The organism is Arthrobacter sp. zg-Y40 (assembly GCF_020731535.1).
Taxonomy (GTDB): domain Bacteria; phylum Actinomycetota; class Actinomycetes; order Actinomycetales; family Micrococcaceae; genus Arthrobacter_B.
This window is the reverse complement of the sequence record NZ_JAJFZS010000004.1, coordinates 145,405-171,247: the sequence shown is the minus strand read 5'-3', so window position 1 is coordinate 171,247 and position 25,843 is coordinate 145,405. Positions and strand designations below refer to the sequence as shown.

The 25,843-nt window shown below is 66.2% G+C and carries 24 protein-coding genes; 22 read left to right on the top strand and 2 right to left on the bottom strand.

The genetic code is table 11. The features are described 5' to 3' along the window. The first annotated feature begins 50 nt into the window (after positions 1–50). The 4 genes from LJ754_RS05755 (at position 51) to LJ754_RS05740 (ending at position 5,364) form a co-directional block, all read left to right on the top strand. Complete coding sequence (locus LJ754_RS05755) at positions 51–1,511, top strand: glycosyltransferase family 87 protein (RefSeq protein ID WP_227925904.1); 1,461 nt, start codon at positions 51–53, stop codon at positions 1,509–1,511. Next, complete coding sequence (locus LJ754_RS05750) at positions 1,508–2,590, top strand: lipid II:glycine glycyltransferase FemX (RefSeq protein WP_227925903.1); 1,083 nt, start codon at positions 1,508–1,510, stop codon at positions 2,588–2,590. The genes LJ754_RS05755 and LJ754_RS05750 overlap by 4 nt, the downstream gene beginning before the upstream one ends. A 10-nt stretch (positions 2,591–2,600) precedes the next feature. Then, positions 2,601–4,055 carry a phytoene desaturase family protein gene (locus LJ754_RS05745; protein ID WP_227925902.1) on the top strand — a complete coding sequence of 485 codons (1,455 nt, stop codon included), beginning with the start codon at positions 2,601–2,603 and terminating at the stop codon, positions 4,053–4,055. Positions 4,056–4,212: 157 nt separating this feature from the next. Then, the gene (locus LJ754_RS05740) at positions 4,213–5,364 is read left to right on the top strand and encodes a hypothetical protein (protein ID WP_227925901.1); all 1,152 of its coding nucleotides are present in this window, start codon (positions 4,213–4,215) and stop codon (positions 5,362–5,364) included. A gap of 105 nt (positions 5,365–5,469) precedes the next feature. Here the strand turns inward: LJ754_RS05740 and LJ754_RS05735 are convergent, their stop codons facing one another. Further along, positions 5,470–5,790, bottom strand: coding sequence for a putative quinol monooxygenase (locus LJ754_RS05735; RefSeq protein WP_227912289.1), 321 nt, complete (start codon positions 5,788–5,790; stop codon positions 5,470–5,472). Positions 5,791–5,871: 81 nt separating this feature from the next. Here LJ754_RS05735 and LJ754_RS05730 point away from each other — a divergent pair, with 81 nt between their 5' ends. The 15 genes from LJ754_RS05730 (at position 5,872) to LJ754_RS05660 (ending at position 20,104) form a co-directional block, all read left to right on the top strand. Continuing rightward, entirely contained in the window at positions 5,872–7,554 is a 1,683-nt protein-coding gene (locus LJ754_RS05730) for an ABC-F family ATP-binding cassette domain-containing protein (RefSeq protein ID WP_227925900.1), read from the top strand. A gap of 23 nt (positions 7,555–7,577) precedes the next feature. Then, positions 7,578–8,771, top strand: a complete 1,194-nt coding sequence (locus LJ754_RS05725; RefSeq protein ID WP_227926047.1) for an MFS transporter — start codon at positions 7,578–7,580, stop codon at positions 8,769–8,771. A 67-nt stretch (positions 8,772–8,838) separates the two neighbouring features. Beyond that, positions 8,839–9,864, top strand: coding sequence for an ATP-binding cassette domain-containing protein (locus LJ754_RS05720; RefSeq protein ID WP_227925899.1), 1,026 nt, complete (start codon positions 8,839–8,841; stop codon positions 9,862–9,864). Continuing rightward, the gene (locus LJ754_RS05715; RefSeq protein ID WP_227912282.1) at positions 9,861–10,706 is read left to right on the top strand and encodes an ABC transporter permease; all 846 of its coding nucleotides are present in this window, start codon (positions 9,861–9,863) and stop codon (positions 10,704–10,706) included. The genes LJ754_RS05720 and LJ754_RS05715 overlap by 4 nt, the downstream gene beginning before the upstream one ends. Positions 10,707–10,721: 15 nt before the next feature. Further along, positions 10,722–11,651, top strand: a complete 930-nt coding sequence (locus tag LJ754_RS05710; RefSeq protein WP_227912280.1) for an ABC transporter ATP-binding protein — start codon at positions 10,722–10,724, stop codon at positions 11,649–11,651. Positions 11,652–11,769: 118 nt separating this feature from the next. After that, positions 11,770–12,726 (top strand): ABC transporter ATP-binding protein, encoded by a 957-nt coding sequence (locus LJ754_RS05705; RefSeq protein WP_227925898.1) that lies wholly within the window; start codon positions 11,770–11,772, stop codon positions 12,724–12,726. Between the two features lie 4 nt (positions 12,727–12,730). Continuing rightward, positions 12,731–13,753, top strand: coding sequence for an ABC transporter permease subunit (locus tag LJ754_RS05700; protein WP_227925897.1), 1,023 nt, complete (start codon positions 12,731–12,733; stop codon positions 13,751–13,753). A gap of 158 nt (positions 13,754–13,911) precedes the next feature. Beyond that, positions 13,912–15,192 carry a M18 family aminopeptidase gene (locus LJ754_RS05695; RefSeq protein WP_227925896.1) on the top strand — a complete coding sequence of 427 codons (1,281 nt, stop codon included), beginning with the start codon at positions 13,912–13,914 and terminating at the stop codon, positions 15,190–15,192. Between the two features lie 201 nt (positions 15,193–15,393). Beyond that, positions 15,394–15,744, top strand: coding sequence for a 30S ribosomal protein S6 (rpsF, locus tag LJ754_RS05690; protein WP_227912274.1), 351 nt, complete (start codon positions 15,394–15,396; stop codon positions 15,742–15,744). Between the two features lie 35 nt (positions 15,745–15,779). Beyond that, the gene (locus LJ754_RS05685; protein ID WP_227925895.1) at positions 15,780–16,346 is read left to right on the top strand and encodes a single-stranded DNA-binding protein; all 567 of its coding nucleotides are present in this window, start codon (positions 15,780–15,782) and stop codon (positions 16,344–16,346) included. A gap of 149 nt (positions 16,347–16,495) precedes the next feature. Continuing rightward, entirely contained in the window at positions 16,496–16,735 is a 240-nt protein-coding gene (rpsR, locus tag LJ754_RS05680; RefSeq protein WP_003800144.1) for a 30S ribosomal protein S18, read from the top strand. A gap of 17 nt (positions 16,736–16,752) precedes the next feature. Further along, the gene (rplI, locus tag LJ754_RS05675; protein WP_227912270.1) at positions 16,753–17,202 is read left to right on the top strand and encodes a 50S ribosomal protein L9; all 450 of its coding nucleotides are present in this window, start codon (positions 16,753–16,755) and stop codon (positions 17,200–17,202) included. A gap of 529 nt (positions 17,203–17,731) precedes the next feature. After that, positions 17,732–19,114 carry a replicative DNA helicase gene (gene dnaB / locus LJ754_RS05670; protein ID WP_227912268.1) on the top strand — a complete coding sequence of 461 codons (1,383 nt, stop codon included), beginning with the start codon at positions 17,732–17,734 and terminating at the stop codon, positions 19,112–19,114. Positions 19,115–19,185: 71 nt separating this feature from the next. Continuing rightward, complete coding sequence (locus LJ754_RS05665; RefSeq protein WP_227925894.1) at positions 19,186–19,818, top strand: cell division protein CrgA; 633 nt, start codon at positions 19,186–19,188, stop codon at positions 19,816–19,818. A 55-nt stretch (positions 19,819–19,873) separates the two neighbouring features. Continuing rightward, entirely contained in the window at positions 19,874–20,104 is a 231-nt protein-coding gene (locus tag LJ754_RS05660) for an ATP-binding cassette domain-containing protein (protein ID WP_442860314.1), read from the top strand. A 1-nt stretch (position 20,105) separates the two neighbouring features. Here LJ754_RS05660 and LJ754_RS05655 read toward each other — a convergent pair whose 3' ends face one another. After that, on the bottom strand, positions 20,106–22,103 hold the full coding sequence (locus LJ754_RS05655; RefSeq protein WP_227925893.1) for an APC family permease: 1,998 nt from the start codon (positions 22,101–22,103) through the stop codon (positions 20,106–20,108). 135 nt (positions 22,104–22,238) lie between these two features. Here LJ754_RS05655 and LJ754_RS05650 point away from each other — a divergent pair, with 135 nt between their 5' ends. From LJ754_RS05650 to LJ754_RS05640, 3 genes are all read left to right on the top strand, one after another. Next, on the top strand, positions 22,239–23,285 hold the full coding sequence (locus tag LJ754_RS05650) for a LacI family DNA-binding transcriptional regulator (RefSeq protein ID WP_227912420.1): 1,047 nt from the start codon (positions 22,239–22,241) through the stop codon (positions 23,283–23,285). A 125-nt stretch (positions 23,286–23,410) separates the two neighbouring features. Further along, on the top strand, positions 23,411–25,099 hold the full coding sequence (gene araB / locus LJ754_RS05645) for a ribulokinase (RefSeq protein ID WP_227926046.1): 1,689 nt from the start codon (positions 23,411–23,413) through the stop codon (positions 25,097–25,099). Then, the gene (locus LJ754_RS05640; RefSeq protein WP_227925892.1) at positions 25,096–25,842 is read left to right on the top strand and encodes an L-ribulose-5-phosphate 4-epimerase; all 747 of its coding nucleotides are present in this window, start codon (positions 25,096–25,098) and stop codon (positions 25,840–25,842) included. Before araB ends, LJ754_RS05640 begins: the two co-directional genes overlap by 4 nt. Position 25,843 lies beyond the last annotated feature (1 nt).

Sequence of the window (25,843 nt, the reverse complement as noted above, 5' to 3'; positions counted from 1 at the left end):
GCGCGGCGGACCTCCTGTCCGGAGCGCCGTCCTGCTGGATACTGATAGGCATGGAGCCCAACCCCCAGCGCCGCCCGCTGCGCATAGTGGTGCCCAGCCGCAACGATCCCTTCCTGCGGAAATTCACGGAGGGCATCGGCGGCCCGCTGGGACGCTTCACCGCGCCAGGTGTTGTAACCCCCGGATTCTTCACAGTGGAACGGGTGCTGATCCTGTTCACCACGGTCTCGGCGCTGCTGGCCGTCCTGGTCAAGATGCCCTGCCGCGCCGGTGGCTGGTCCACCCCGGACCACTTCTACCAGGCGTGCTATTCCGACTGGCCCGAACTGTTCGGGACCAGGGGCCTTGGGGAGGGCGTCTTCCCCTTTTTCACCGAGGGTGCACTGTTTGAATACCCGGTGCTGCTGGGGCTGCTGGCCGGTGCAACCGCACTGGTGGTTCCGGGGGAGGGTGCTTCCGCCGTCCGCGCCCTGCACTACTTCGATGTCAACGCCTTCCTGGCCGCCGGCGCCTGGATGGTCACTGTGGTGGCCACCATGCGTATGTCCGGCCGGCGGCCCTGGGACGCTGCGATGGTGGCGGTGGCCCCGGCGGCCATCCTGGTTGTCTTCATCAATTGGGACATTTGGGCAGTGATGCTCGCCACGGCGGGCATGCTGGCCTTTGCGCGGAACCGGCCGCTGGCGGCCGGCATGCTGATCGGCCTGGGCACGGCCCTGAAGCTGTACCCCGTCCTGATCCTCGGCGCAGTCCTGGTGCTGGCCCTGCGGACCATGCGGCTGCGTCCGGCACTGCTCACCTTTGCCGCGGCGGGCCTGGCCTGGGCGGCCGTGAACCTGCCCTTTATGCTCCGCGACTTCGAGTCCTGGCGCTTTTTCCTCACGTTCACGTCCGAACGGCCGGCGGGGTTTTCCTCCATCTGGTTTGCCTGGAACCTGACCGCGGAGCGCTACGGCGGGGTAGGCGTGGACGCCGGATTCATCAACTTCTGGGCTTACGCCCTGTTTGCCCTCGCATGTGCCGGGATCGCCGTGCTGGCCCTGCGTTCCGGGCGGCGACCGCGGCTGGCGCAGCTGGCTTTCCTGATTGTTGCCGCGTTCATCCTCACCAATAAGGTCTATTCCCCGCAGTTTGTCCTGTGGCTGATTCCGCTGGTGGCCCTGGCCCGGCCGCGGTGGCGGGACTTCCTGATCTGGCAGTTCTTCGAAGTGATGCACTGGTGGGCCATCTGGATGTACCTCGCCAAGGACACCTCCGGCGGTGCGGCGCAGAACAACATCGACTCCCCGTACTACGTACTGGCCGTTATGGGGCATGTGCTGGCCACCGCCTACCTGATGTACCGGGTGGTGGCAGACATCCTGCACCCCGACGGTGATCCGGTGCGCCGCACCGGCGCCGACGATCCCCAGGGAGGCCCGTTCGACGGCGCCCCGGACCGGCTGCTCCTGAAGCGGAGCAACGCCGTATCCTTAGAAGCGCATGCGGCCCCGGCGAAAGAAGCACAGTGACACCCGTTCCATACCGTTCCGAGCAGCTTAACTCCAAGGAATTCGAAGTTCTCGCCGCCGCGCATCCCGACGTTGTGATTCCGCTGGAGCAGACCCCGTACTGGGCTGATTTTGAGGCAAAGCTCGGCCGCAGCCCCTACGGCATTTGGGCCTATTACGACGGCGGCACACTGGTCGCGACCGCCAGTTACCTGCGCTCGGAACGGCGGCTGCGTCCGTCCCTGGTGGTGGTCAACGGACCCACCTGGTTCACCGTCCGCACGCACAACGCCGAAGCACGCCTGGTCCATACGGTGCAGGAACAGTTCCGGGCCGATCCGTCCGTGGATCCCCTGTACATCCGGATGCAGGTGGAACACCCGCAGCCGCCGGTGACGGGTCCCCTGGAACACGGCTGGTACGAACGCGAAATAGTCGTGGACCTGACTCCGGACACGGACGCCATCTTCGCCTCATTCCGGTCCAATGCGCGCAACCTGATCCGCAAGGCGGAAAAGCTGGGTGTGGAGGTGCGGACCATTGAACCGGAACGGTGGGCCGAGGTGTTCCGTACCGAGCTGTTCCCGATCATGCAGGAAACCGCGGCCCGTGACGGCTTCTCGAGTTTCGAATCGACGTTCTATGAGACGCTGCTGACCGAGCTCGGCGAGTACCTGCGGCTGATGGTTGCCTACGTAGAGGGCAAACCGGTTTCCTGGCTGATCACCACCGAGTACCGCGGCTACTCCGTCTACTACTTCGCGGCCAGTTCGCACAGCGCGCGGAAGACCAACGCGCCCTACCTGCTGCTCTGGGAAGCGTTCAAGGTGCTCAAGGCGGCCGGCAACACCGCCTGCGGGCTCACCGGCATTGTCAGCGATAACTACCCGGGCCTGATCAACGTCACGACGTTCAAGCGGAATTTCTCCAAGACCGTGGTCACCATTCCCACCACATACGACATCCCCCTGCAGCCGGGGCGGTACGCTCTGGTGGCAACGGCTTTGAAGCTCCGGCGGGAGGCGCCCGGCAAACTCCGGGCGCTGCCGGCCGCAACCAAGTCCCTGGCCGCCCGGGTCACCGGGCGCAAGGGGCAGTAAGGCACACCGGATGAGCGATGTCAGCGTAGTCGGTGCCGGCCCCAACGGGCTGGCGGCAGCGGTCATCATGGCCCGAGCGGGACTCTCGGTCCGGGTCTTCGAGGCGGCCGGGACCATCGGCGGCGGGAGCCGGACCAAGGAGCTGATGGAGCCGGGCCACCTGCACGACATCTGCTCGGCCGTGCATCCCATGGCGCTGGCCTCCCCGTTCTTCCGCAGCTTCGGGCTGGACCGGCGAATCGACCTGGTGGTTCCCGAAATCTCCTACGCCGCGCCGCTGGACGGCGGCCGCGCCGGGCTGGCGTACAAGGACCTGGAACGGACCGTGGAAGGGCTGGGCCGGGACGGCGCCGCCTACCGGCAGCTGATGGCACCCCTGGTGGAGCGCAGCGAAGCGGTCACCGAGCTCTTGATGGGTTCGCTGCTGAGCGTCCCCCGCGACCCGGTGGCGCTGGTCCGTTTCGGGCTCGCCGTCCTGGACCAGGGGACCGCCTGGTGGAACCGGCGGTTCATGGAGGACGCCGCCCCCGCACTGCTTTCAGGTGTGGCAGCGCACCCGGTGGGCAGGATGCCCTCGCTGCCGTCGGCCGGAGGCGGGCTGATGCTCGGCACCCTTGCCCACACGGTTGGCTGGCCCATCCCGGTGGGCGGCTCACAGGCCATTGCCGAGGCGCTCGCCGATGACCTGCGGGCGCACGGCGGCAAGATCATCACCGGCCACCGGGTCACCTCGCTGGCCGAAGTGGCGGACTCCCGCGCCGTCATCCTGGACGTTGCTCCTTCGGTGCTGCTGGAACTGGCATCCGACCGGCTGCCCGGACGGTACGCGCGGGCGCTGGAGCGCTTCAAATACGGCAACGCCGCCTGCAAGGTGGACTACATCCTTTCCGGTCCCGTGCCCTGGGCGAATCCGGAGGTGGCCCATGCGGGAACGGCCCACTTGGGCGGCACCCGGGCCGAACTCGCCGAGGCTGAGGCCGACGTCGCCGCCGGCAGGCACCCCCGCCGTCCCTACGTCCTGGCCTCCCAGCCCAGCGGATTCGACCCCACACGGGCCCCTGCAGGACGGCATGTCCTGTGGTCCTACTGCCATGTCCCGGCCGGTTCAACCGTAGACATGACCGAGGCAGTCACTGCGCAGATTGAACGGTTCGCCCCCGGGTTCAGGGACCTGATTGTGGACTCCAAGGTGACGACGGCGGCCGGCTTGGAGGAGTACAACGCCAACTATGTAGGCGGAGACTTTGGTGCAGGAGCGGTGACGCTGCAGCAAATGCTGATCCGTCCCGTACTCTCACCCAGTCCCTGGCGCACGCCGCTTCCGGGCGTCTATCTCAGTTCGGCCTCCACGCCCCCGGGCCCCGGCGTGCACGGCATGGGCGGGCAGCATGCTGCGCAGCTGGCGCTTAAAGACGTTTTCGGGCTGCCGATGCCCTCCCTGGCACCCGCTGCCGGGTACAACTAGCGGACGTTCGCCGGGCAGCCTTTCCTGCGGGTGCCGGCACGTCCGGATCCCGGTGGAATCCGGACTGTGACCTGGAGCATAAAAGCTTGTATGTTATCGGGTACCGGCACGCCTGCCGGTACTTGACTGGGGGAGCAAGGCAATGGGGGACAGGCATATGGAGAACTATGGGCCGGCTGCGGGGACGCAGGGATTCCAGGGGGCTCCGCCGCCTCCACCCGGTGCAGGTACTGCGCCGCAGCCCGGGCAGCAGTGGCCGCAGCTCCCGCCGCCTCCCGGCGGGGAAGGCACCCTGCCGCAGCGGCAGCCGAACCCGAAGCGGCGCAAGCGCCTGATAATCGCAGGCAGCGTGGCAGGCGGCCTGCTGGTGCTCCTGGGCATAGGAGGCTATTTCGGCTATCAGTACATGGACGACACGGTCTACAGCCCGAGGGTCCAGGCGGAGGAGTACCTCCAGGCACTGGTCGACGGGGAGCTGGAAAAGGCCCTGGACATGGCGCCTGCCAATTCGGACCTGGACAATTCCCTGATGACCGATGAGGTCTACTCGAAGGTGGAGAACCGGATCAGCGGTTTTGAAATCACGGACATCGCGGTCGACGGCGACAAGGCCGAGGTATCGGTTGACGTGGAGCAGGGCGGGGAGAGCGAGGCCATGAAACTGTCGCTGTCCAAGGCCGGGACCGAGGCAGTGCTCTTCAAGAAATGGAAAGTCGACGCACCACTGGGCACGTGGTCGCTGCGCTACATGATGGACGCGGATGTCACCGGTACCGCCGTAAACGGAGTGGACTTCAAAGCCCCCGAGGACGGACGGAAGCTCGCGGTAATGCCGGGCGACTACACCTTCAGCGCTCCCAATGGCACGAAATTCGTCAGCTACGGCGAGGACGAAGTCATGAACGTCGGTCTGGACTCGCAGGAATCACTGATGGGAGTGGGGTTCCTCCCGGAGATCACGGACGCGGCACGCGATGAGATCAAGGCCCAGACCAGGGCACACCTGGATGCCTGCATGAAGTCCACCGAACTGCTGCCAAAGGGCTGCCCGAACAAGGCCGACGGCGAAGACCCCAACAACTTCCGCAACATCAAGTGGAGCATGACCAGGGAGCCCACCTACGCCGTGATCGAGGGCGATCCGACCGCCCCGTTCTCAGTCACGGCGGAAAACGGGCAGTTCACGCTGGAAGCCGAAATGAAGCAGGGCGATGACTGGGGAATGCAGAAGGGCACGGTTGAGCTCTATTCCATGCCCGCCAAGGTGAATATCCAGGGCGAGGCAATCACCATGGTGTTCGGAGAGTAGCGCCCGGAGCCGCTGCTCTTCTGCTGCGGGCCTTGCGCCCAGGCGCCGGTCATGGGGACCTGTAAGCAGGAGGTTTCCCATGACCGAGCACCTGAACAACCGTCCCTATTCGACGGTCAGTTCACCCATCCGGGACCACTCTTCGCCCTCGATCACCGTGTTGATGATCTTCGGGGTTTCCACCAGCGCCTGGACCATGTCCTTCATGGCCTGCTGGAAGTGATCGCTCTGCACGTGCGCGGCGGCGGCGTCGTCCTTGAAGGCTTCCACCAGGACAAACTCGTTCGGGTTCTCCAGGCTGCGGGACCAGTCGAACCACAGGTTGCCCGGCTCCGCCCGGGTGGCGGCGGTGAAATCGGCGGTAAGTTCGGGCCAGCGTTCGGTCCATTCGGGCTTGACGAGGAATTTGACGGTAATAAAGATCATTTCTTCATCGTATGCCCGGTTTCCGGAGCATGCCCATGCAGGGCGGCGGAGGAGGGGGACGCGGAATGGGAGGATGAATACGTGGCGCACCTCGACGTATCCAATATTGACTATTTCCTGTCCGACGGCCGGCAGCTGCTCAACGGCGTCAGCTTCAAGGTCGGCGACGGGCACAAGACGGCGCTGATCGGACCCAACGGCACCGGTAAAACCACCCTGCTGCGGATCATTGCCGGTGACCTGGTCCCGGACGAGGGCACCGTGGCCCGTTCGGGCAACATGGGCATCATGCGCCAGTTCGTTGGCCAGGTCAGGGATGAGAGCACCGTCCGGGATCTGCTGGTTTCCGCCGCTCCGCCGGCGCTGGCAGCAGCAGCCCGGGAAGTGGACGCCGCCGAACTGGCCATGATGGAGCACGACGACGAGCCCACGCAGATGCGGTACGCCACCGCGATCACGGACTGGGGCGACGTCGGCGGCTATGAGCAGGAGACCGTCTGGGACGAAGTGACCATGGCCGCACTGGGTCTGCCCTTTGACCGGGCCCAGTACCGCAAGGCCGCCACGCTCTCCGGCGGTGAGCAGAAGCGCCTGGTCCTGGAGGCGCTCTTTGCCGGGCCGGACGAGCTGCTGCTGCTGGACGAGCCGGACAACTACCTGGACGTGCCCGGCAAGCGCTGGCTGGAGGACAAGCTCGCGCAGTCCAAGAAGTCGGTGCTGTTCGTCAGCCACGACCGGGAACTGCTGGACAACGCCGCCACCCGGATCGTCACCCTGGAACCCGGGATCAACGGTGCTTCCGCCTGGATCCACGGCGGCGGGTTCGGCAGCTACGTCAAGGCCCGCGAAGACCGCAATGCCCGGTTCGAGGAATTGCGCCGGCGCTGGGACGAGGAGCACCTCAAGCTCAAGGAACTCGTCAACATGTACAAGAACAAGGCGGCGTTCCGCTCCGACATGGCCAACCGCTACCAGGCGGCCCAGACCAGGTTGGCGAAGTTCCTCGAGGCGGGACCGCCCGAAGCCCTGCCGGTGGAGCAGAACGTCAAGATGCGGCTGCGCGGCGGGCGCACCGCCAAACGCGCCGTGGTGGCACAGAAGCTGGAACTGACCGGGCTGATGAAGCCGTTCAGCACCGAAATCTGGTTCGGGGACCGGGTGGGCGTACTCGGCTCCAACGGCTCCGGGAAGTCCCACTTCCTGCGCCTGCTCGCTTTGGGCGGCACTGATCCGGAAAAGGAACACGAGCCGGTCTCCGAGGTGGAGATTGCGCCGGTACCGCACGGCGGCACGGTGAAACTGGGCGCACGGATCCGGCCCGGCTTCTTTGCCCAGACCATGATGCGGCCGGACCTGGCCGAGAAGACCCTGCTGGACATCCTGCACCGCGGCGATGAGCACCGTTCCGGACTGGGCCGGGAAGCGGCCGCCGGCGCCCTGGACCGCTACGGCTTGGCGGCGTCCTCGGAACAGAAATACGAATCACTCTCCGGCGGCCAGCAGGCCCGGCTGCAGATCCTGCTCCTGGAACTGTCCGGCGCCACCTTGCTCCTGCTGGATGAACCCACCGACAACCTGGACCTGCACTCGGCCGAAGCACTGGAAAAGGCGATCGACGCGTTTGAGGGCACCGTACTGGCGGTCACACACGACCGCTGGTTTGCCCGCAGCTTCGACCGGTTCCTGGTGTTCGGTTCCGACGGCAGGGTTTACGAGTCCGATACGCCGGTCTGGGACGAAAAACGGGTGGACCGGGTTCGGTAGGGGACAATATTGGCGTGACCCAAATGAACCCCTCTGATACTGCCCTGAACAAGGCACTTATCGCCGTGTTCGTGTGCTTCGGGCTCAACGGCCTGGTGTTCGCCAGCTGGGCCGCCCGCATCCCGGCCGCTGCCCAGGACCTGGGGATCGGTGCTGCCGGCGTGGGCCTGCTGCTGCTGTTTTCGGCAATCGGGTCGGTGGCCGCGCTGCCGCTGGCCGGTTCGGTGGCTCAGCGGATCGGCACCGCCGGCACTGTGCGCGTTGGCGGCCTGACGTCGTCGGCGGCGTCCCTGGCCATCGCCGCGGGCCTGCACCTGGGCTCCATTCCGCTGACCGCTGCCGGTCTCCTGGTGTTCGGCGTGGGTATTGCCGGCTGGGACGTTGCGATGAACCTGGAAGGCGCCGACGTCGAGCGCAGGCTGGGCCGGAACATCATGCCCAAGTTCCACGGCGCGTTCAGTGCCGGGTCCTTCACCGGGGCCCTGATCGGGGCCGGACTGTCCGCCGCAGGTGTGTCCCTGTCCCTGCACCTGCTGGCCATCCTCACCGTGGTGGCCCTTGTGGTGCTGATTGTCCCGCGCGATTTCCTTCACCTTCCGCACCCGGCGCATGCCGAGGGCGCCGGCGGAGCACCCGCATCCCGGTTCGGTGCCTGGCGCGAGGGGCGCACGCTGCTGATCGGCGTCGTCGTCCTGGGCGCCGCCCTGACCGAAGGGGCGGCCAACGACTGGGTGGCCAAGGCAACGGTGGACGGGCTGGGCACCAGTGAATCCACGGGTGCGCTGATGTTCGCCGTCTTCGTGGCAGCCATGACCCTTACCCGCTGGTTCGGTGCCCGGCTGATTGACCGGATCGGCCGTGTCCCGGCGCTGCGGATATGTATGAGCGCTGCCCTGGCCGGCCTGCTGCTCTTTGTGCTGGCGCCCAATATCGTGCTGGCCGGGATCGGGGCGGTCCTGTGGGGAATAGGCGCCGCGCTGGGCTTCCCCATGGGAATGTCCGCGGCCGGCGAGGACCCGCTGCACGCGGCGGGACGCGTATCCGTGGTGTCTACCATCGGCTATATGGCCTTTTTCGTGGGCCCGCCGGTGCTTGGCTTCCTCGGTGAACACTGGGGCGTGCGCAATGCCCTGCTGACGGTGGGCCTTGCGATAGCGCTGTCCCTCGTTTTCGCTCCTGCCGCAGCCGAGCGGAAAGCCGTTTCCGAAACCGCTTAAAGCTGCGGACCGGTCCTGTCCGCATTGGGCGGGCGCCGGACGGGGTCCCGGTCCTACCCTCGAACGCATGTCCCCTTTCCTGCAACCAGCATCACCCATGCAGTCAGCACCGCTGATCCATGCCGAAGGGCTGACCAAGGTCTACTCCTCCAAGTCCGGTCCCGTCCGCGCCCTGGACGGACTGGACATTTCCGTTCCGCAGGGAACGGTCACCGCCCTGCTCGGTCCCAATGGAGCCGGGAAAACCACGGCGGTCAAGGTCTTGACCACGCTGATCCGGGCGGACTCCGGCACGGCCGTCATTGACGGCCTCGACGTGAGCGCTGATCCCAAGGCGGTCCGCCGCGCCATCGGCGTGTCCGGCCAGTACGCCGCGGTGGACGAAAACCTCACCGGCCTGGAGAACCTGGACATGGTGGGCCGGCTCTACCACCTGCCCGGGCGGCAGGCGAAGGAACGCGCAGCGGAACTGATCGACATGTTCGAGCTGACCGAAGCCCGGAACCGTCCCGTGAAGGGCTATTCCGGCGGCATGCGCCGGCGCCTGGACCTCGCCGGAGCCCTGGTCAACCAGCCGCGGGTGCTGTTCCTGGATGAGCCCACCACCGGACTGGACCCACGCTCCCGCATCGCCCTTTGGGGGGTGATCAAGGACCTGGTGGCGCGCGGCACCACCTTGCTGCTGACCACCCAGTACCTGGAGGAAGCGGACCAGCTCGCGGACCGGGTGGCAGTCATCGACAACGGGAAAGTCATCGCCGAAGGCACTTCCGATGACCTGAAGGCGCAGATCGGCGGGCACCGGGTAGCCGTGGCCCTGGTGGACCAGGCAGATGCCGAGAGTGCGGCGGCCATCCTGGCCCGGCACGGCTCCGGTGAGCCCCACGCCTCGGGGGACGGCCGCACCCTCGAAGTCGCCGTCATCGACGGGCCAGCCGCCCTGCAGCGCGTGCTCGGTGAGCTGGATACGGCCGGCGTCGAACTCCACGACGCCGGCATCCGCCGCCCCACCCTGGATGACGTCTTCCTGCAGCTCACGGGGCGCCCGGCGGAGGAAGACGCCGAAACGGAAAAAGAGGAGGCTCACCGATGAACGCCGCGGTATCGGCAGCCGGCATCCGGACCGGATCGGCCTCCAGCGCACCCGTGCGCTGGGCCGGCGACGGATGGACCGTCACCAAGCGCAACCTGATCAAGATCAAGCGCTCACCGGACATGATCATTTTTGCCGTGCTGCAGCCGATCATGTTTGTCCTGCTGTTCAGCCAGGTCTACGGCGGATCCATCAATGTTGCCGGCACGGACTACACGCAGTACCTGATGGCCGGCATCTTCGCCCAGACGGTGGTCTTCGGTTCCACCTTCTCGGGCGCGGCCATGGCGCAGGACCTGAAGGAAGGAATCATCGACCGGTTCCGCACCCTGCCCATGAGCCCCTCCGCAGTGCTGATCGGACGGACCAACTCGGACCTCGCGCTGAACGCCATCTCCATGATCATCATGATGGGCACGGGGCTGCTGGTGGGATGGCGGGTCAACACCAACTTCGCCTCGTTCCTGGCCGCTGTCGGGCTGCTTCTGCTGTTCTCCTACGCCTTCAGCTGGGTCATGGCACTGCTGGGCATGAGCGTCCGCACTCCGGAAACCATCAACAACGCGTCCTTCATCATCCTGTTCCCCATCACGTTCATCTCCAATGCCTTTGTGCAGAGCTCCACGCTCCCGGAGCCGCTGCGCATCTTCGCGGACTGGAATCCGGTCTCCGCCCTGGTGCAGGCAGCGCGGGAGCTGTTCGGCAATGTAGGCACCGCGCCCGTTCCGGACACCTGGCCGATGCAGAACGCCATCCCCACGGTGGTGATCGGGTCACTGGTCCTGCTGGTGGTGTTTGTGCCCCTGGCGGTAAGGAAATTCCAGTCCATCAGTTCGCGCTAGCGCAAAGGACATCCCATGATCGAGGCACAGGACCTGGCCAAGCGGTTCGGCGGAAAAACCGCCGTTGACGGCATTACCTTCACCGTCCAGCCCGGTAAGGTCACCGGATTCCTCGGCCCCAACGGTGCCGGCAAATCCACCACCATGCGCCTGATCCTGGGCCTGGACCAGCCCAGCGCAGGGACGGTGACGGTCAATGGCCTGCCCTACGCCCGGCACCGGGCGCCCCTGCACGAGGTGGGAGCGCTGCTGGAAGCCCGGGCGGTCCATCCGCGCCGCACCGCGTACAACCATCTGCGGGCCCTTGCCGCCACCCACGGCATCGGGGCCCGGCGGATCCGCGCCGTCATTGACCTGACCGGGCTGGGCCCGGTGGCCCGGAAACGGGTAGGCAGCTTTTCCCTGGGCATGGGGCAGCGGCTGGGCATAGCCGTGGCCCTGCTGGGCGATCCGCAAACCCTGATCTTCGACGAACCGGTCAACGGCCTGGATCCCGAGGGCGTGCAGTGGGTCCGGCACCTGGCCCGGGAACTGGCAGCGGAGGGGCGGACGGTGTTCATTTCCTCCCACCTGATGAGCGAGATGGCCGTTACCGCCGACCATCTCATTGTGATTGGCCGCGGCCGGATCCTGGCGGACGCACCTATGGAGGAAGTCATCGCCGGTGCGGGCCGGCAGCGCACGCTGGTACGTGCCGACGACGCCGGGGAGCTGGCGGACGCCCTGGCCGCGGCGGTCCCGGGTGCCGAAGTCCGGCGCACTGCCGAGGACCAGCTTGAGGTCTTCGATGTTCCGGTCCGCAGCATTGCCGAGGCAGCGCTGGCCCGCCGCATCCTGGTCACCGAGCTGACCCCGCAGCAGGTGTCGCTGGAAGACGCGTACATGGAGCTGACCCGTGGCGAGGTGGAGTACCAGTCCCTGAGCGGACCCCTGAGTCATCCCTAGGGGGGACCCTGAATCATCCCGGGTCATCCTTAGTGCCGGTCCCTTTACGCCCTGCGCTCGCCTAGGCTGAAGAAAGCCAAGGCAGTAGTCCGGCGCAGTCAACTCCTAAGGACCATCCATGATCGAGGCAACCGGCCTCTCGAAGCGGTACGGCACCAAGACCGCCGTCGAAAACGTTTCCTTCACCGTCCAGCCGGGCAAGGTCACCGGCTTCCTGGGCCCGAACGGGGCCGGCAAGTCCACCACCATGCGCATGATCGTGGGCCTGGACAACCCGACCTCCGGCTCTGTGCTGGTCAACGGCAAGCCTTACGCCCATCACAAGGCGCCGCTGCGTGAAGTCGGCGCCCTGCTCGATGCCAAGGCAGTGCACACCAAGCGCACCGCCTACAACCATCTGCGTGCCATGGCAGCAACGCACGGCATTTCCGCCAAGCGCGTCGACCACGTCATTGAACTCACCGGTTTGGCGCCGGTGGCGAAGAAGCGGGTGGGCGGGTTCTCCCTCGGCATGGGCCAGCGGCTGGGCATCGCCGTGGCGCTGCTGGGTGATCCGCACACCGTCATTTTGGATGAGCCGGTGAACGGGCTGGACCCGGAGGGTGTGCTGTGGGTGCGGCATCTGGCCCGCGGGCTTGCCGCGGAAGGACGCACCGTTTTCCTCTCGTCACACCTGATGAGCGAAATGGCGCAGACTGCAGACCACCTGATCGTCATTGGACGGGGCCGGATCATCGCTGATGCCCCCATTGCCGACGTCATCGCCAACCAGGGCCGGAACCGGATCCTGGTGCGCACGGACAGTCCGGATGAACTGCTGCAGGCCTTGGCAGCCGACCCGGAGGTCACGGGAGAACGCAAGGAGGCCGGCCTGCTGGAAATCACCGGCGCGGAGCCGCGCAGCATTGCGGAGGCTGCGCTGGCGCGCCGCATCCTGATCACCGAGTTGACCCCGCAGCAGGTTTCCCTCGAGGACGCCTATATGGAACTGACCCGTGACGACGTTGAATACCGGTCCCAGGACCTGCCGCAGGAACAAGTTCCAGCCGCAGCCTCTGCCGGGAAGGGAAATTAAAGCCGTGAGCACTGCAACCACCGACAAAAACCAGGCCGGTACCGCACCCGGCGGCCCTGCCGGATCCGGCGTGAACTTCCTGCGGGTGCTGAAGTCCGAATGGATCAAGGTCACCACCGTACCGTCCACCGTAATCCTCCTGGCCGTGACCGTGGTGGTGATGATCGGCCTCGCAAGCCTCGCGGCCTGGGGAACCGCCCAGCTCGCCAGTGATTCCGCTCCCGCCGCCGGGGCCAGCGCTTCCGCAGTCCCGGGCGAAGGAGGCGGAACCACCCCCGCCGTTCCCGAGGGTGCAACCGCCCCCGCCGTCCCGGAGGGTGCAACCGCCCCCGCCATCCCGGAGGGTGCAACCGCTCCCGCCGAACAGACCGCCCCGGGCGTGGACACCCAGGCCGGACCGCCGGCGGCGGACAGCCTGGTCCGCGACATCCCGGCCAGCGGACTCTTCTTCGGCCAGCTGCTGATCGCCTCGCTGGGCGTAGTGCTGATCGCCTCGGAATGGGGCACCGGAATGATCCGCTCCACCTTCAGTGCTGTGCCCAAGCGCACCCCGGCGCTGCTGGCCAAGAACCTGATCATCGCCGTGGTCTCCTTTGTGGTGGGCGCCGGAGCCGCATTTATCTCCTACCTGATTGCCCGGCCGATCCTGGGCACTGCTGACCTGAGCCTGTCCCTGGGGGACGAAGGGGTGCTCGCCAGCATCTTGAACACCGGAACCTGCCTGGCCCTCATCGCGGTGTTCGCCATGGCCATCGGCACCCTGCTGCGGAACACGGCCGGGGGAGTGGTGACGGCCATCGGCATCATCTTCGTCCTGCCGCTGGTGGTGCAGATTGTGTCAGGGCTTGCGGACTGGATCCCCGATGCCGCACGGTTCCTGCCCAGCAACGCCGGAGCGCAGCTGGTCTCCGCCGGACCGATCGCCGATGGTGACCTTACCCAGCTCCAGGGCGGGCTGGTCCTTGCCGCATGGGCTGCGGTCCTGCTTGTTGCATCCCTGGTCGCCACCAAGAGGCGTGACGTCTAGGCCCCCAAAACTTCGGTGAAGGCGGCAGCGGAAGAACGGCCGCCCCGCCTTCACCGGACACCTCCTCCCCAACCCCTGGAAGCGTGCTTCCGGGGGTTGGTTACGTTCGGGGCGGCTGCCGGTTACGCCGCCGCTGTTCGCTCTGGTTGAATCGGAGCATGTCTGACGCATTGGCCCACGTAAATGATCTCGGCGCGTTTGTCAGCGCCTCCCCGTCCAGCTTCCACGCCGCCCGCGAAGGTGCGCGCCGCCTGGCAGCAGCCGGCTTTACCGAAGTAGAAGAGACCGGGGATTTCCCGCACTCACCGGGGAAGTACTACGTCGTCCGCGACGGCGCGTTCATCGCGTGGGTCACTCCGGATGCCGCCGGCCCGGCAACCGGATTCTCCATCCTGGGCACCCACACCGACTCGCCCACCTTCAAGCTCAAGCCCCGTCCCACCACCGGACGCCTCGGCTGGCTGCAGGCCGGCGTCGAGGTTTACGGCGGTCCGCTGCTGAACTCCTGGTTGGACCGCGAACTGCAGCTCGCCGGCCGCATGGTCACCCTGGACGGCGTGGAGCACCTGGTGGAGACCGGGCCCCTGCTGCGCTTCCCGCAGCTGGCCATCCACCTGGACCGCGCAGTGAACGAGGGCCTGAAACTGGACAAGCAGCAGCACATGAACCCGGTGTGGGGACTGGGCGACCCGTCCGCTGCGGACCTGGTCGAGCTGCTCGCAGCCAAGGCGGGGCTGGCCCCCGAAGAGATCGGCGGCTACGACATTGTGGCGGCGGATACCCAGCCGGCACAGGTCTTCGGCGCCGAAGGGGAGTTCTTCGCCTCCGGCCGGCTGGACAACCTCACCTCGGTCCATGCCGGTGTGGCAGCCCTGATCGGTGCCGATGTTGCGCCTGCCGCCCCCATTGCGGTGCTGGCAGCCTTTGATCATGAAGAAGTGGGCAGCGGCAGCCGGTCCGGCGCAGCAGGCCCGTTCCTGGAGGATGTGCTCCTGAGGATCAGTGACGGGCTGGGTGCCACTGCCGCGGAGCGGGCACGCGGCCTGGCCGCATCCTTCTGCATCTCCGCTGATGTGGGCCATGCCGTGCATCCCAACTACGCCGAGCGCCACGATCCGGCGAACCATCCGGTGCTTAACGGCGGGCCGCTCCTGAAGATCAATGCCAACCAGCGGTACACCACGGATGCGCCCGGCACGGCCAAGTGGGCCCGCCTGTGCGCCGGCGCGGGTGTGCCCTTCCAGGAGTTCGTGTCCCACAACTCCGTGCCCTGCGGATCCACCATCGGCCCGCTGACCGCCACCCGGCTGGGAATCCGGACGGTCGACGTCGGCATCCCGGTGCTGTCCATGCATTCGGCACGGGAAATGGCCGGCGTGGAGGACCCCCTGCGCCTGGCCGCCGTGGCGGAGTTGTTCTTCAGCGCCGGAGCACCGTGACCGCGCAGGACGCCGCGTGCCGACGGTCCGTGTTCTTCCGGCCTGCGGAAATCGGATAGGATAGGAAAGTCTGTGCTGTCGGCTTTGGTCGGCAGATTCCCCTTGCCGCGGATCAGCCGCGTGCTCAGGGGAGACAACGCAAAAGAACCTCCTGTTACGGAAATACCGTGACCGTACAGCCCAAAGGAGGTGGGTTCACAAATGCGTGCTTATGAACTGATGGTAATCATCGACCCCGAGGTCGAAGAGCGTACCGTCGAGCCTTCGCTCGACAAGTTCCTCAATGTAATCCGCAACGATGGTGGAACCATCGATAAGGTCGACATCTGGGGCCGTCGTCGCCTGGCCTATGAAATCCAGAAGAAGTCTGAGGGCATCTACGCGGTGGTTAACTTCACCGGTACGCCCGCAGCAGCAGCTGAGCTTGACCGCCAGCTGAACCTGAACGAGACCATCATGCGCACCAAGATCATCCGCCCGGAAGAGCAGAAGATCTCGAAGAAGGATGCCAAGAAGGCCGCCAAGGACGCTGCAAAGGTTTCCGCAGAGTAATTTCGGACAACCCGTACTGATACCAGGAGGCTTTCATGGCAGGCGAGACAACAATCACCGTCGTCGGTAACCTAACCAACGACCCGGAACTGCGGTTCACTCCGTCCGGTTCGGCAGTGGCGAACTTCACCATTGCTTCGACCCCTCGGACCTTCGACCGTCAGTCCAACGAGTGGAAGGACGGCGAAACGCTGTTCCTCCGTGCGTCTGTCTGGCGTGAAGCAGCTGAAAACGTCGCCGAGTCCCTCACCAAGGGAACCCGCGTAGTTTGCCAGGGCCGCCTGAAGTCGCGTTCGTACGAAACCAAAGAGGGCGAAAAGCGCACCGTTATGGAGCTTGAGGTCGACGAAATCGGCCCCTCGCTTCGCTATGCCTCTGCCAAGGTCACCCGCACCCAGCGCTCCGGCGGTGGCGGCGGCGGCTTCGGCGGCAACAGCGGCGGTGGCGGCGGCGGCTTCGGCGGCAACTCCAACTCCGGTTGGGGTGGCGGCCAGCAGCAGCAGCCGCAGTCCGCGCCGGCTGACGATCCCTGGGGTGCCCCTGCGGGCGGCAACTCCGGCGGATGGGGCAACGGTCCGGATTCCAACGATCCGCCCTTCTAACCCCTTCACCCGAAGAGCGGCTTACACCTTCCGGCGCAAGCAGCCCTTCACCCGGCGCCCCTGGGCGCCATCCTCAGACGGCAACCGCCGTCGAGCCCATCCCGTGGAATATGTATCCACGGGCTCCACTAGACATAAGGAGCTCCACGATGGCTAAGGCTGAACTTCGCAAGCCCAAACCAAAGTCCAATCCCTTGAAGGCCGCTGACATCACTGTCATCGACTACAAGGACGTAGCATTGCTGCGCAAGTTCATTTCCGACCGCGGAAAGATCCGCGCCCGTCGCGTAACTGGCGTAACCGTGCAGGAACAGCGCAAGATCGCCCAGGCAATCAAGAATGCCCGCGAAGTTGCTCTCCTGCCGTACTCCGGCGCTGGCCGCGGCTAAGGAAAGGAACCACACTAATGGCAAAGCTCATTCTGACCCACGAAGTAACCGGTCTCGGCGCTGCCGGCGACGTCATCGAGGTTAAGGACGGTTACGCACGTAACTACCTCCTGCCCCGCGGCTTCGCTCTGACCTGGACCAAGGGTGGCGAGAAGCAGGTTGAGTCCATCAAGGCTGCCCGCGCTGCCCGTGAGCACGCTTCCCTGGAAGATGCTCAGAAGCAGGCTGCCGCTCTCTCCGCCAAGCCGGTCAAGCTGACCGTCAAGGCCGGGGAATCCGGACGCCTCTTCGGCACCGTCAAGCCCGCAGATGTTGCTGCTGCTGTTGAGGCTGCCGGTCTCGGCGCCATCGACAAGCGCAAGGTTGAACTGCCGACACACATCAAGTCGGTTGGTTCCTTCCAGGCCAACGTCCGCCTGCACGACGACGTTGCTGCCGTCATCGACCTCGAGGTCGTTGCCAGCTAGCGTCCAACGCAGTTGCGCAGGACACCCTCCGGCTTCCGAGCCGGGGGGTGTTCTGCGTTCCCGGGGTGTTTATTTCCACAGCAGCCTTGGTTCTTGTGGATATCGTCACCACGGGTTGGGGAAAATCCCGCTCAATATGCCCGTTTAGCACCGCTGTCAACACGGACCCGACACCCGGGCGCGGCGGAAAATAGTTGGTTTGCACAGGTGTGGACAAGCGTTTGCCCTAGTCAGAGCGGGATTTGTGGAAAAACTGAATATTTATCCACATGCTTATACCCAACCTGTGCACAAGACACGCCGTGTTATGCACAACCTATCCACAAGACCTGTGGATAACCCGTTTGTCGGGAAGGCCGCAGAGGCATACGGTTGCGGTGAATCCCTTCATCGCCACGCATGCCCGCCGGTCCGGATCAGTCAGCACCGCCGCCGGTTTCCTGCCGGATGGTCGGAGCCGGCTGATACTAATGGTCCGGTGCCCTGCAGGGCAGGGATCGCACCATTCTTTTATCTGGAAAGGGTCACAGTGTCGCTCACGCATACGGACTCCAAGGCATCATCATCAAGTCCGGACTTCGCGAGGACACCTCCTCAGGACCTGGTCGCCGAGCAGTCGGTGCTGGGCGGCATGATGCTGTCCAAGGACGCCATTGCCGACTGCGTCGAGGTGCTGCGCGGCATTGACTTCTACCGTCCCGCGCACGAGTCCATCTACGAAGCCATCATTGACCTGTACGGCCGCGGCGAACCGGCTGACGCCGTCACCGTTTCCGATGAGCTGACCAAACGCGGCGAAATCACCCGCATCGGCGGTCCCGCATATCTGCACACTCTCATCCAGTCTGTGCCCACCGCGGCCAACGCCGGTTTCTACGCGGAAATCGTCCGGGAACGGGCCGTCCTGCGCCGCCTGGTCGGCGCCGGCACCAAGATTGTCCAGCTCGGCTACTCCAATGACGGCATGGAAGTGGACGACATCGTCAACGCTGCCCAGGCCGAGATCTACGCCGTCGCCGAACGCCGCACAGCGGAAGACTACGTCCCCCTGAAGGACATCATCGAAGGCACCGTGGACGAGATCGAGTCCGCCGGGCACCGGGGCGAGGGCATGACCGGTGTGCCCACCGGCTTCTACGAACTCGACGAACTCACCCAGGGACTGCACCCCGGGCAGATGATCGTCATTGCCGCCCGCCCCGCCGTCGGCAAGTCCACCTTCGCACTGGACTTCGCCCGCTCGGCCGCCATCAAGCACAACATGACCACTGTCTTCTTCAGCCTGGAAATGGGCCGCAACGAGATTGCCATGCGCCTGCTCTCAGCGGAGGCCACCATCGGCCTGCAGGACCTGCGCAAGGGCACCATCAAGGACGAACAGTGGGGCAAGATCGCCACCACCATGGGCCGGATGAACGACGCTCCGCTGTTCATCGATGACAGCCCCAACATGTCCCTGATGGAAATCCGCGCCAAGTGCCGCCGCCTGAAGCAGCGCCACGACCTCAAGCTCGTGGTGCTGGACTACCTGCAGCTGATGTCCTCCGGCAAGCGCGTGGAATCCCGCCAGCAGGAAGTCTCCGAGTTCTCCCGTGCACTGAAGCTGCTCGCCAAGGAACTCGAAGTGCCGGTGATCGCCCTGTCCCAGCTGAACCGTGGTTCCGAGCAGCGAACGGATAAGAAGCCAATGGTCTCCGACCTGCGTGAATCCGGCTCCATTGAGCAGGATGCCGACATGGTCATCCTGCTGCACCGCGAGGACATCTACGACAAGGAATCGCCGCGGGCCGGTGAGGCAGACGTGATCGTGGCCAAGCACCGTAACGGTCCCACCAAAACCATCGTGGTGGGCTTCCAGGGCCACTACTCACGCTTCTCCAACATGGCGGTCGAAGGCGGCAGCGGCTTCTAGCTTCCGCCCGTCCCAGCGCCCCGCCCCGTCCCCCACCGCTTCGTTCCACCCACCACAGCAGGAGATCCGCCGTGCCCAAGTCCAAGCCCCGCAAGAAGGCCGTCAACAAGAAAAAGCAGGCCCGCCGGGCCGAGCATGAGATCAACGCCATGCTGAGCGGGGAGACCGCTTACTTCAGTGACGACGCCGAGGAGCTGCTGACCTCGCGCGGCTGGGTCAGCGAGCGGAACCAGCCCGGCGGCGCGGACCAGGGTGATGCGTGGTACTGGATGCCCTCGCAGCTGCCCGCCTACCTCGAAGAAGGCGAGCCGGTGCCCACGTCCGTCTATCCCTCCTCCGATACAACATTCGTGGGGCAGCTGGCCACACCGGACGGCTCGGTGCCGCCGGAGGCGCAGGCCGAATATGCTTCCCTGGCGGAGCTGGAAGCGGACCTCGACCGCCTGGAGGCCTACCGGGTTCCCGACGGCGCCTGGACGGCCCTGCCCGGCAGCGCCGACGAAACCCCGGCGGACCTCATCGACTCCATTACCGAGGAGTGGGAACTGATCGCCGAACTGATCCACTTCCCCTACAGCGTCGATGACGGTCCCCGTTCCTTCACGGCCGTGCAGCAGGCGGTGCAGGACGGCCGGCTTACCGAGTACGCGTACAACTCGGTCCTGGCCGGACGCGGCGTTGCCCGCCCCGGGGAATCCCGCTAGCACCGGGGGCATGTTCCTGTCCTAGACTTCCGCGCCCGCGTCCGCGGCACAGCCCCTGCACGCACTGTCGCCGGGGCAGCGGCGCCGGGTGGCCCTGGCCGGGCTGATGGCGGAGCCGCCGGAGCTGCTCCTGCTCGACGAACCCGCCAACCACCTGTCGCTGGCGGAAGAGCTCGAGAAAGCGTTGCTGCGGAATCCCGGAACGGTGGTGCTGGCCAGCCACGACCGCTGGCTCCGGCGCCGCTGGACCGGGCGCCGCTGGACCGGGCGGCGCCTGCTGTTTTAGTTCAGCCCCGGTTGTGTGCGCCCGGTCCGCCGGCGGGTTCCCCGTGCGCATCGTGGCTGGAGGCGAGCTGCCACGGCACGCTGGCAACCATGATGGCCGGTTCGAAGTGCAGCCGCGCCTTGATCCGCAGCGCTGTCTGGTTGTGTACCAGCTGCTCCCACCAGCGGCCCACCACGTATTCGGGGATGTACACCACGAACAGTTCCCGCGGGGCGTTGCGGCGGGCCTCGCGCAGATACGCCAGGACGGGCGAGATGGTCTCGCGGTAGGGAGAGGACAGGACCGTCAGCGGGACGGGGATCTGCAGGCGCTCCCATTCGGCCAGGGTACGCCGGGTCCCTTCCGGATCAATGTCCACAATGATGGCGTTCAGGCTCGACGGGCGGGAGGCCCGGGCGTAGGCGATGGCCCGCAGCGCGGGCTTGTGGACCTGCGAGATCAGGATCACCGCGTTGACCCGGGAAGGCAGGGCCAGCCCGTGTTCGTCCTCCTTCAGCGCCAGCTCGCGTGCGACTGTGTCATAGTGCACCCGGATGCTGTACATGATCACGTAGAGCACGGCCATGGCAAGCAGGGCAATCCAGGCGCCGTGTGTGAACTTGGTGATAATGACGATGAGCAGCACCAGGGCAGTCATGCCGAAGCCGCCCGCGTTGATCGCCCGCGACCGCTGCATCCGGCGTCGTGCGTCTTTGTCCCGTTCGGTGCGCAGCTTGGCCGTCCAGTGCCGGATCATGCCCAGCTGGCTGGCGGTGAAGGATACAAAGACCCCAACGATGTAGAGCTGGATCAACCGCGTGACGTCGGCGTCGAAGGCCACGATCAACACCAGCGCGCCCAGGCCCAGGGAGATAATCCCGTTGCTGAAGGCCAGCCGGTCACCGCGGGTGCGCATCTGGCGCGGCAGGTACCCGTCCTTGGCCAGAATCGAACCCAGGACCGGGAAACCGTTGAACGCGGTGTTGGAGGCGAAGACCAGGATCAGGCCGGTGGAGGCCACCACTACGTAGAACGGCAGGCTGCCGCCGCCGAAAATGGTTTCGGCCAGCTGGCTGATCACCGGATGCTGTACATAGTCCTCACCCACCGGTGCGCCGTTGACGGTCAGCTGGGTGGCAGGGTCCTGGGCCACATGCACCTTGGTCAGGTTGGCCATGGCGAGGATACCGCCAATCATGGCCGTGGCAATCACGCCCAGGAGCAGCAGCGTGGTGGCGGCATTGGTGCTTTTGGGCTTGCGGAAGGTGGGCACCCCGTTGCTGATGGCCTCGACGCCGGTCAGCGCGGCAGCCCCGGAGGAGAACGCCCGCAGGAGCAGGAATGCCCCGGCCAGACCCACCAGGCCGCCGTCCAGGCCGGCCTCGGGCACCAGCCCGAAGGAGGCGGACGGAGCTTCCCGCAGGTTGCCGGAGAGGAACTGGATCAGGCCGGTGAGGCACATGCCCACTACCGAAGCCATAAAAATGTAGGTGGGCACGGCGAACACTGCGCCCGCCTCACGGATACCGCGCAGGTTCACCAGGACCAGCACCGCCACGCCGATCACGGCAATGGTGGCCTGGGTGCCGTGCAGCGCCGGAACGGCAGTCACCAGATAGGACGCCGCCGAGGACATGGACACAGCCACCGTCAGCACATAGTCCACCAACAGTGCCGAGGCGACGGTCAGCCCGGCGGGCTTGCCGAGGTTGGTGCTTGCAATCTCGTAGTCACCGCCGCCGGAGGGGTAGGCGTGCACGTTCTGCCGGTAGGAGGCCACCACGGTGAGCAGCACCACGATAACGGCCAAACCCACCCACGGGGATACGGTGACGGCAGCGACCCCGGCCAGCGCCAGGGTCAGCAGGATTTCATCCGGCGCGTAGGCAGCCGAGGACAATGCGTCAGAGGCAAAAACCGGAAGCGCGATCCGCTTGGGAAGCAGGGTGTGCGCAAGGCGTTCATTACCGTAAGGACGCCCGACCAGAATGCGTTTGAGCGCATTGAAGAATGTGAGCACGAGGTCCTACGTTAGACCGGTCTGCTGGCACTGTCCAGAAGCCCGGGCACGGCACTGCTGGCCCCGCAGGCCGGGACACCGGACAGCGACGGCGACGGGTGCCGGGGCGGTGCTGGTGCAGTACCGTTTACGACTATGGTCTCTGTGGATGGTGCTGGCTCCGATCGGCCGCGGCGTGCCGCGAATATCCGGGACGTGGCGGCAGCGGCGGGGGTCTCCCACCAGACGGTCTCCCGCGTGATCAACGGCCACGCGAACCTGCGCGAATCAACCCGCCGCCGGGTGTTGGACGCCATGGAGGAGCTGCAGTTCCGACCCAACCGGGCGGCCCGTGCGCTGGTCACCAAGGAATCCCGGATTATTGGCGCGCTGGTGGCCTCGGGTGCCGAATACGGACCTACGGCCAGCCTGCAGGCCGTGCAGACGGCGGCCAACGAAGCCGGTTACGTAGTGGATGCCGCGCACATCGACACCGCGGACCGGGCCTCCATCGAAGCGGCACTGGACCGCCTGATGAGCCACGCCGTCGAAGGCCTGGTCCTGCTGGCCCCGCAGTCCCGGACCTTGGAGGTCATTGAGCAGCTCTCCATCCGGATTCCCTTTGTCACCGTGCACTCCCTGCACAGCGAGGACCACCGCATGTCCGTGGACCAGCTGGCCGGCGCCCGGTTGGCTACCCGCTGCCTGCTGGAACTGGGGCACCGTGACGTGGTGCATGTGCCCGGACCGCAGGAATGGGTGGAGACCCAGGCGCGCCGCCAGGGCTACCTGGAGGAAATGGCCGCCTGGGACCTGCCCCCCGCTGTTGTGCCGGCGGGGGAGTGGACGGCGGAGTCCGGCTACCGGGTGGGCGTGGCCCTGCGCGCGCAGGAAAGGTTCAGTGCGGCAGTATGCGGAAATGACCACATAGCCCTTGGCCTGGTCCATGCCTATGCCGAAGCCGGGCTGCGCGTCCCTGCGGATTTCAGTGTGGTGGGTTTCGACGACGTTCCTGAGGCTGGACACTTCCTGCCGCCGTTGACCACGGTGCGGCAGGACTTTCCGGAACTGGGACGCCGGTGCATCGCCGTGCTTCTGGCGGAGCTGCGCGGTGAGGCACCGCCCACGGCCGGAGATGTGGCGCCGCGCCTTATCCGCCGGGCGTCCACCGCACCGCCGCCGCCGGCCGTTATCAAAAAGTAATCTAGGAGTGTGGCGCACGCCACATTCGCAAGAGTAGTCTGGCTTGAAATACTAATGTGACCGTTCACAATCCGCAGCGAATTCTTATTCCGCGGATCCCCGGTCCCGCTGACAATGAGGTCACCGTGAGCCAGACCAGTACAGCCCCCGCACATGTAGTGGGGATCGACTACGGCACCCTGTCCGGACGTGCTGTGGTGGTCCGGGTGCACGACGGCGCCGAGCTGGGTTCGGCGGTCTCCACCTATCGGCACGGGGTTATGGACTCCGTGCTGGCGGCTACCGGCTCGCCGCTTCCCTCCGACTGGGCCCTGCAGGTCCCGTCCGACTACATCGAAGTGCTGCGGGAAGCCGTGCCCGCCGCCATCCGGGCCGCCGGCATCGATCCGGCGTCGGTGATCGGGGTGGGCACGGACTTCACTGCCTGCACCATGGTCCCCGTGACCGCCGACGGCACGCCGCTGAACGAACTTCCCGGCCTCGCCGACCGCCCGCACGCCTACGTGAAACTGTGGCGGCACCACGCGGCACAGGGCCAGGCGGACCGCATCAACAAGCTCGCGGCGGACCGCGGGGAAGCATGGCTGGCGCGGTACGGCGGACTGATTTCCAGCGAATGGGAGTTCGCCAAGGGCCTGCAGCTCCTCGAGGAAGACCCGCAGCTGTACGAGCGGATGGACCACTGGGCGGAGGCGGCGGACTGGATTGTCTGGCAACTGACCGGCACCTACGTGCGCAACGCCTGCTCGGCCGGCTACAAGGGCATTTTGCAGGACGGCGCCTACCCGGACCCGGACTTCCTGGCGGCGCTGAACCCGGACTTCGCAGGTTTTGTGGCGGAGAAACTGGAACATCCCATTGGACGGCTCGGCTCGTCAGCCGGCACCCTCAGTGACCAGGCGGCTGCCTGGACCGGCCTCCCCGCGGGGATCGCCGTCGCTGTGGGCAACGTGGATGCGCACGTGTGCGCGCCGGCCGCCGGGGCCGTGGCCCCCGGCCAGATGGCCGCCATTATGGGCACATCCACCTGCCATGTGATGAGTGCCGAGCACCTGCGCGAGGTTCCCGGAATGTGCGGCGTGGTGGACGGCGGGATTGTGGACGGTTTATACGGCTACGAGGCCGGACAGTCCGGCGTGGGCGATATCTTCGGCTGGTTCACCAAGCACTTCGTGCCCGCTGAACTCTCGGAGGAAGCTGCGGCGCGCGGCCTGAGTGTCCACGAACTGCTGACTGAACAGGCGGCCCGGGAGGAAGTGGGTGCCCACGGGCTGCTGGCCCTGGACTGGCAGTCCGGCAACCGTTCCGTGCTGGTGGACCACGAACTTTCGGGGCTGCTGGTGGGCCTGACCCTCGCGACGCGGCCGCACGAGGTCTACCGATCCCTGCTGGAGGCAACCGCATTCGGCACGCGCACCATTGTGGAGGCCTTCGGCACCTCGGGGGTGCCCGTCACGGAATTCATCGCCGCCGGCGGACTGATCAAGAACCGCTTCCTCATGCAGGTCTACGCCGATGTGCTGGGCATGCCGATCTCCGTGATCGGCAGCGACCAGGGGCCGGCGCTCGGCTCGGCCATCCACGCCGCCGTCGCCGCCGGTGCCTATCCCCACGTCCGCGACGCCGCCGCTGCCATGGGCCGGGTCAAACGCAACGAATACCTCCCCGATCCGGTCCGCGCCGAGGCGTATTCCGTGCTCTACGCCGAATACACGGCCCTGCACGACTACTTTGGCCGGGGCGGCAACAAAGTGATGCGCCGGCTCAAGGCGATTAAACGTTCGGCACACGAGGTCCGGGAGGTGCCGGCATGAACGAGCTGACACCGGACCTCGAGGAGGCCGCGGACCGGGTCCGGCAGGAGGTCTGGGCGCTGCACGCTGAGCTGGTGCGGTACGGACTGGTGGCCTGGACCGCCGGAAACATCTCCGGCCGGGTGCCCGGCACCGACTTTTTCGTGATCAAGCCCAGCGGCGTGGCCTACGGGGAGCTGACACCGGCGAACCTCATCCTCTGCGACGGCGACGGGCAGCCGGTCCCCGGTGCTTCCGAAGCCGGCCTGGCACCGTCGAGCGACACCGCCGCGCATGCCTACGTGTACCGGCATCTGCCCGCCGTCGGCGGAGTGGTGCACACGCACTCCCCGTACGCCACAGCATGGGCCGCCCGGGGAGAGCCGGTGCCCTGCGTCCTGACCGCCATGGCAGATGAATTCGGCGGCGAAATACCGGTGGGCCCGTTTGCCGTGATCGGGGACGACTCGATCGGACGCGGCATTGTGGCCACCCTGGACGGGCACCGTTCCCGTGCGGTCCTGATGCGCAACCACGGGCCGTTCACCGTGGGCCGCGATGCCCGGGACGCCGTGAAAGCCGCCGTCATGCTGGAGGACGTTGCCCGCACAGTGCACCTCTCCCGGCAACTGGGCGAACCGGTGCCCATCGACCCAGAGCATATTGACGCACTGTTCCACCGGTACCAGAACGTCTACGGGCAGGGCACGCCGGACGTCCCCTCGCCAATACCTGCAACCCCTTCGACTTCAGGAGCGCACTGAC

What these genes read in the sequence shown, in the direction of transcription:
- LJ754_RS05695 (WP_227925896.1), top strand. Translation starts at nt 13,912, where the DNA reads ATGTCTGACGCATTGGCCCACGTAAATGATCTCGGCGCGTTTGTCAGC.
- LJ754_RS05725 (WP_227926047.1), top strand. Translation starts at nt 7,578, where the DNA reads ATGAACCCCTCTGATACTGCCCTGAACAAGGCACTTATCGCCGTGTTC.
- LJ754_RS05755 (WP_227925904.1), top strand. Translation starts at nt 51, where the DNA reads ATGGAGCCCAACCCCCAGCGCCGCCCGCTGCGCATAGTGGTGCCCAGC.
- LJ754_RS05745 (WP_227925902.1), top strand. Translation starts at nt 2,601, where the DNA reads ATGAGCGATGTCAGCGTAGTCGGTGCCGGCCCCAACGGGCTGGCGGCA.
- LJ754_RS05735 (WP_227912289.1), bottom strand. Translation starts at nt 5,790, where the DNA reads ATGATCTTTATTACCGTCAAATTCCTCGTCAAGCCCGAATGGACCGAA.
- LJ754_RS05705 (WP_227925898.1), top strand. Translation starts at nt 11,770, where the DNA reads ATGATCGAGGCAACCGGCCTCTCGAAGCGGTACGGCACCAAGACCGCC.
- rplI (WP_227912270.1), top strand. Translation starts at nt 16,753, where the DNA reads ATGGCAAAGCTCATTCTGACCCACGAAGTAACCGGTCTCGGCGCTGCC.
- LJ754_RS05710 (WP_227912280.1), top strand. Translation starts at nt 10,722, where the DNA reads ATGATCGAGGCACAGGACCTGGCCAAGCGGTTCGGCGGAAAAACCGCC.
- LJ754_RS05720 (WP_227925899.1), top strand. Translation starts at nt 8,839, where the DNA reads ATGTCCCCTTTCCTGCAACCAGCATCACCCATGCAGTCAGCACCGCTG.
- LJ754_RS05685 (WP_227925895.1), top strand. Translation starts at nt 15,780, where the DNA reads ATGGCAGGCGAGACAACAATCACCGTCGTCGGTAACCTAACCAACGAC.
- rpsF (WP_227912274.1), top strand. Translation starts at nt 15,394, where the DNA reads ATGCGTGCTTATGAACTGATGGTAATCATCGACCCCGAGGTCGAAGAG.
- LJ754_RS05740 (WP_227925901.1), top strand. Translation starts at nt 4,213, where the DNA reads ATGGAGAACTATGGGCCGGCTGCGGGGACGCAGGGATTCCAGGGGGCT.
- rpsR (WP_003800144.1), top strand. Translation starts at nt 16,496, where the DNA reads ATGGCTAAGGCTGAACTTCGCAAGCCCAAACCAAAGTCCAATCCCTTG.
- LJ754_RS05650 (WP_227912420.1), top strand. Translation starts at nt 22,239, where the DNA reads ATGGTCTCTGTGGATGGTGCTGGCTCCGATCGGCCGCGGCGTGCCGCG.
- LJ754_RS05640 (WP_227925892.1), top strand. Translation starts at nt 25,096, where the DNA reads ATGAACGAGCTGACACCGGACCTCGAGGAGGCCGCGGACCGGGTCCGG.
- LJ754_RS05715 (WP_227912282.1), top strand. Translation starts at nt 9,861, where the DNA reads ATGAACGCCGCGGTATCGGCAGCCGGCATCCGGACCGGATCGGCCTCC.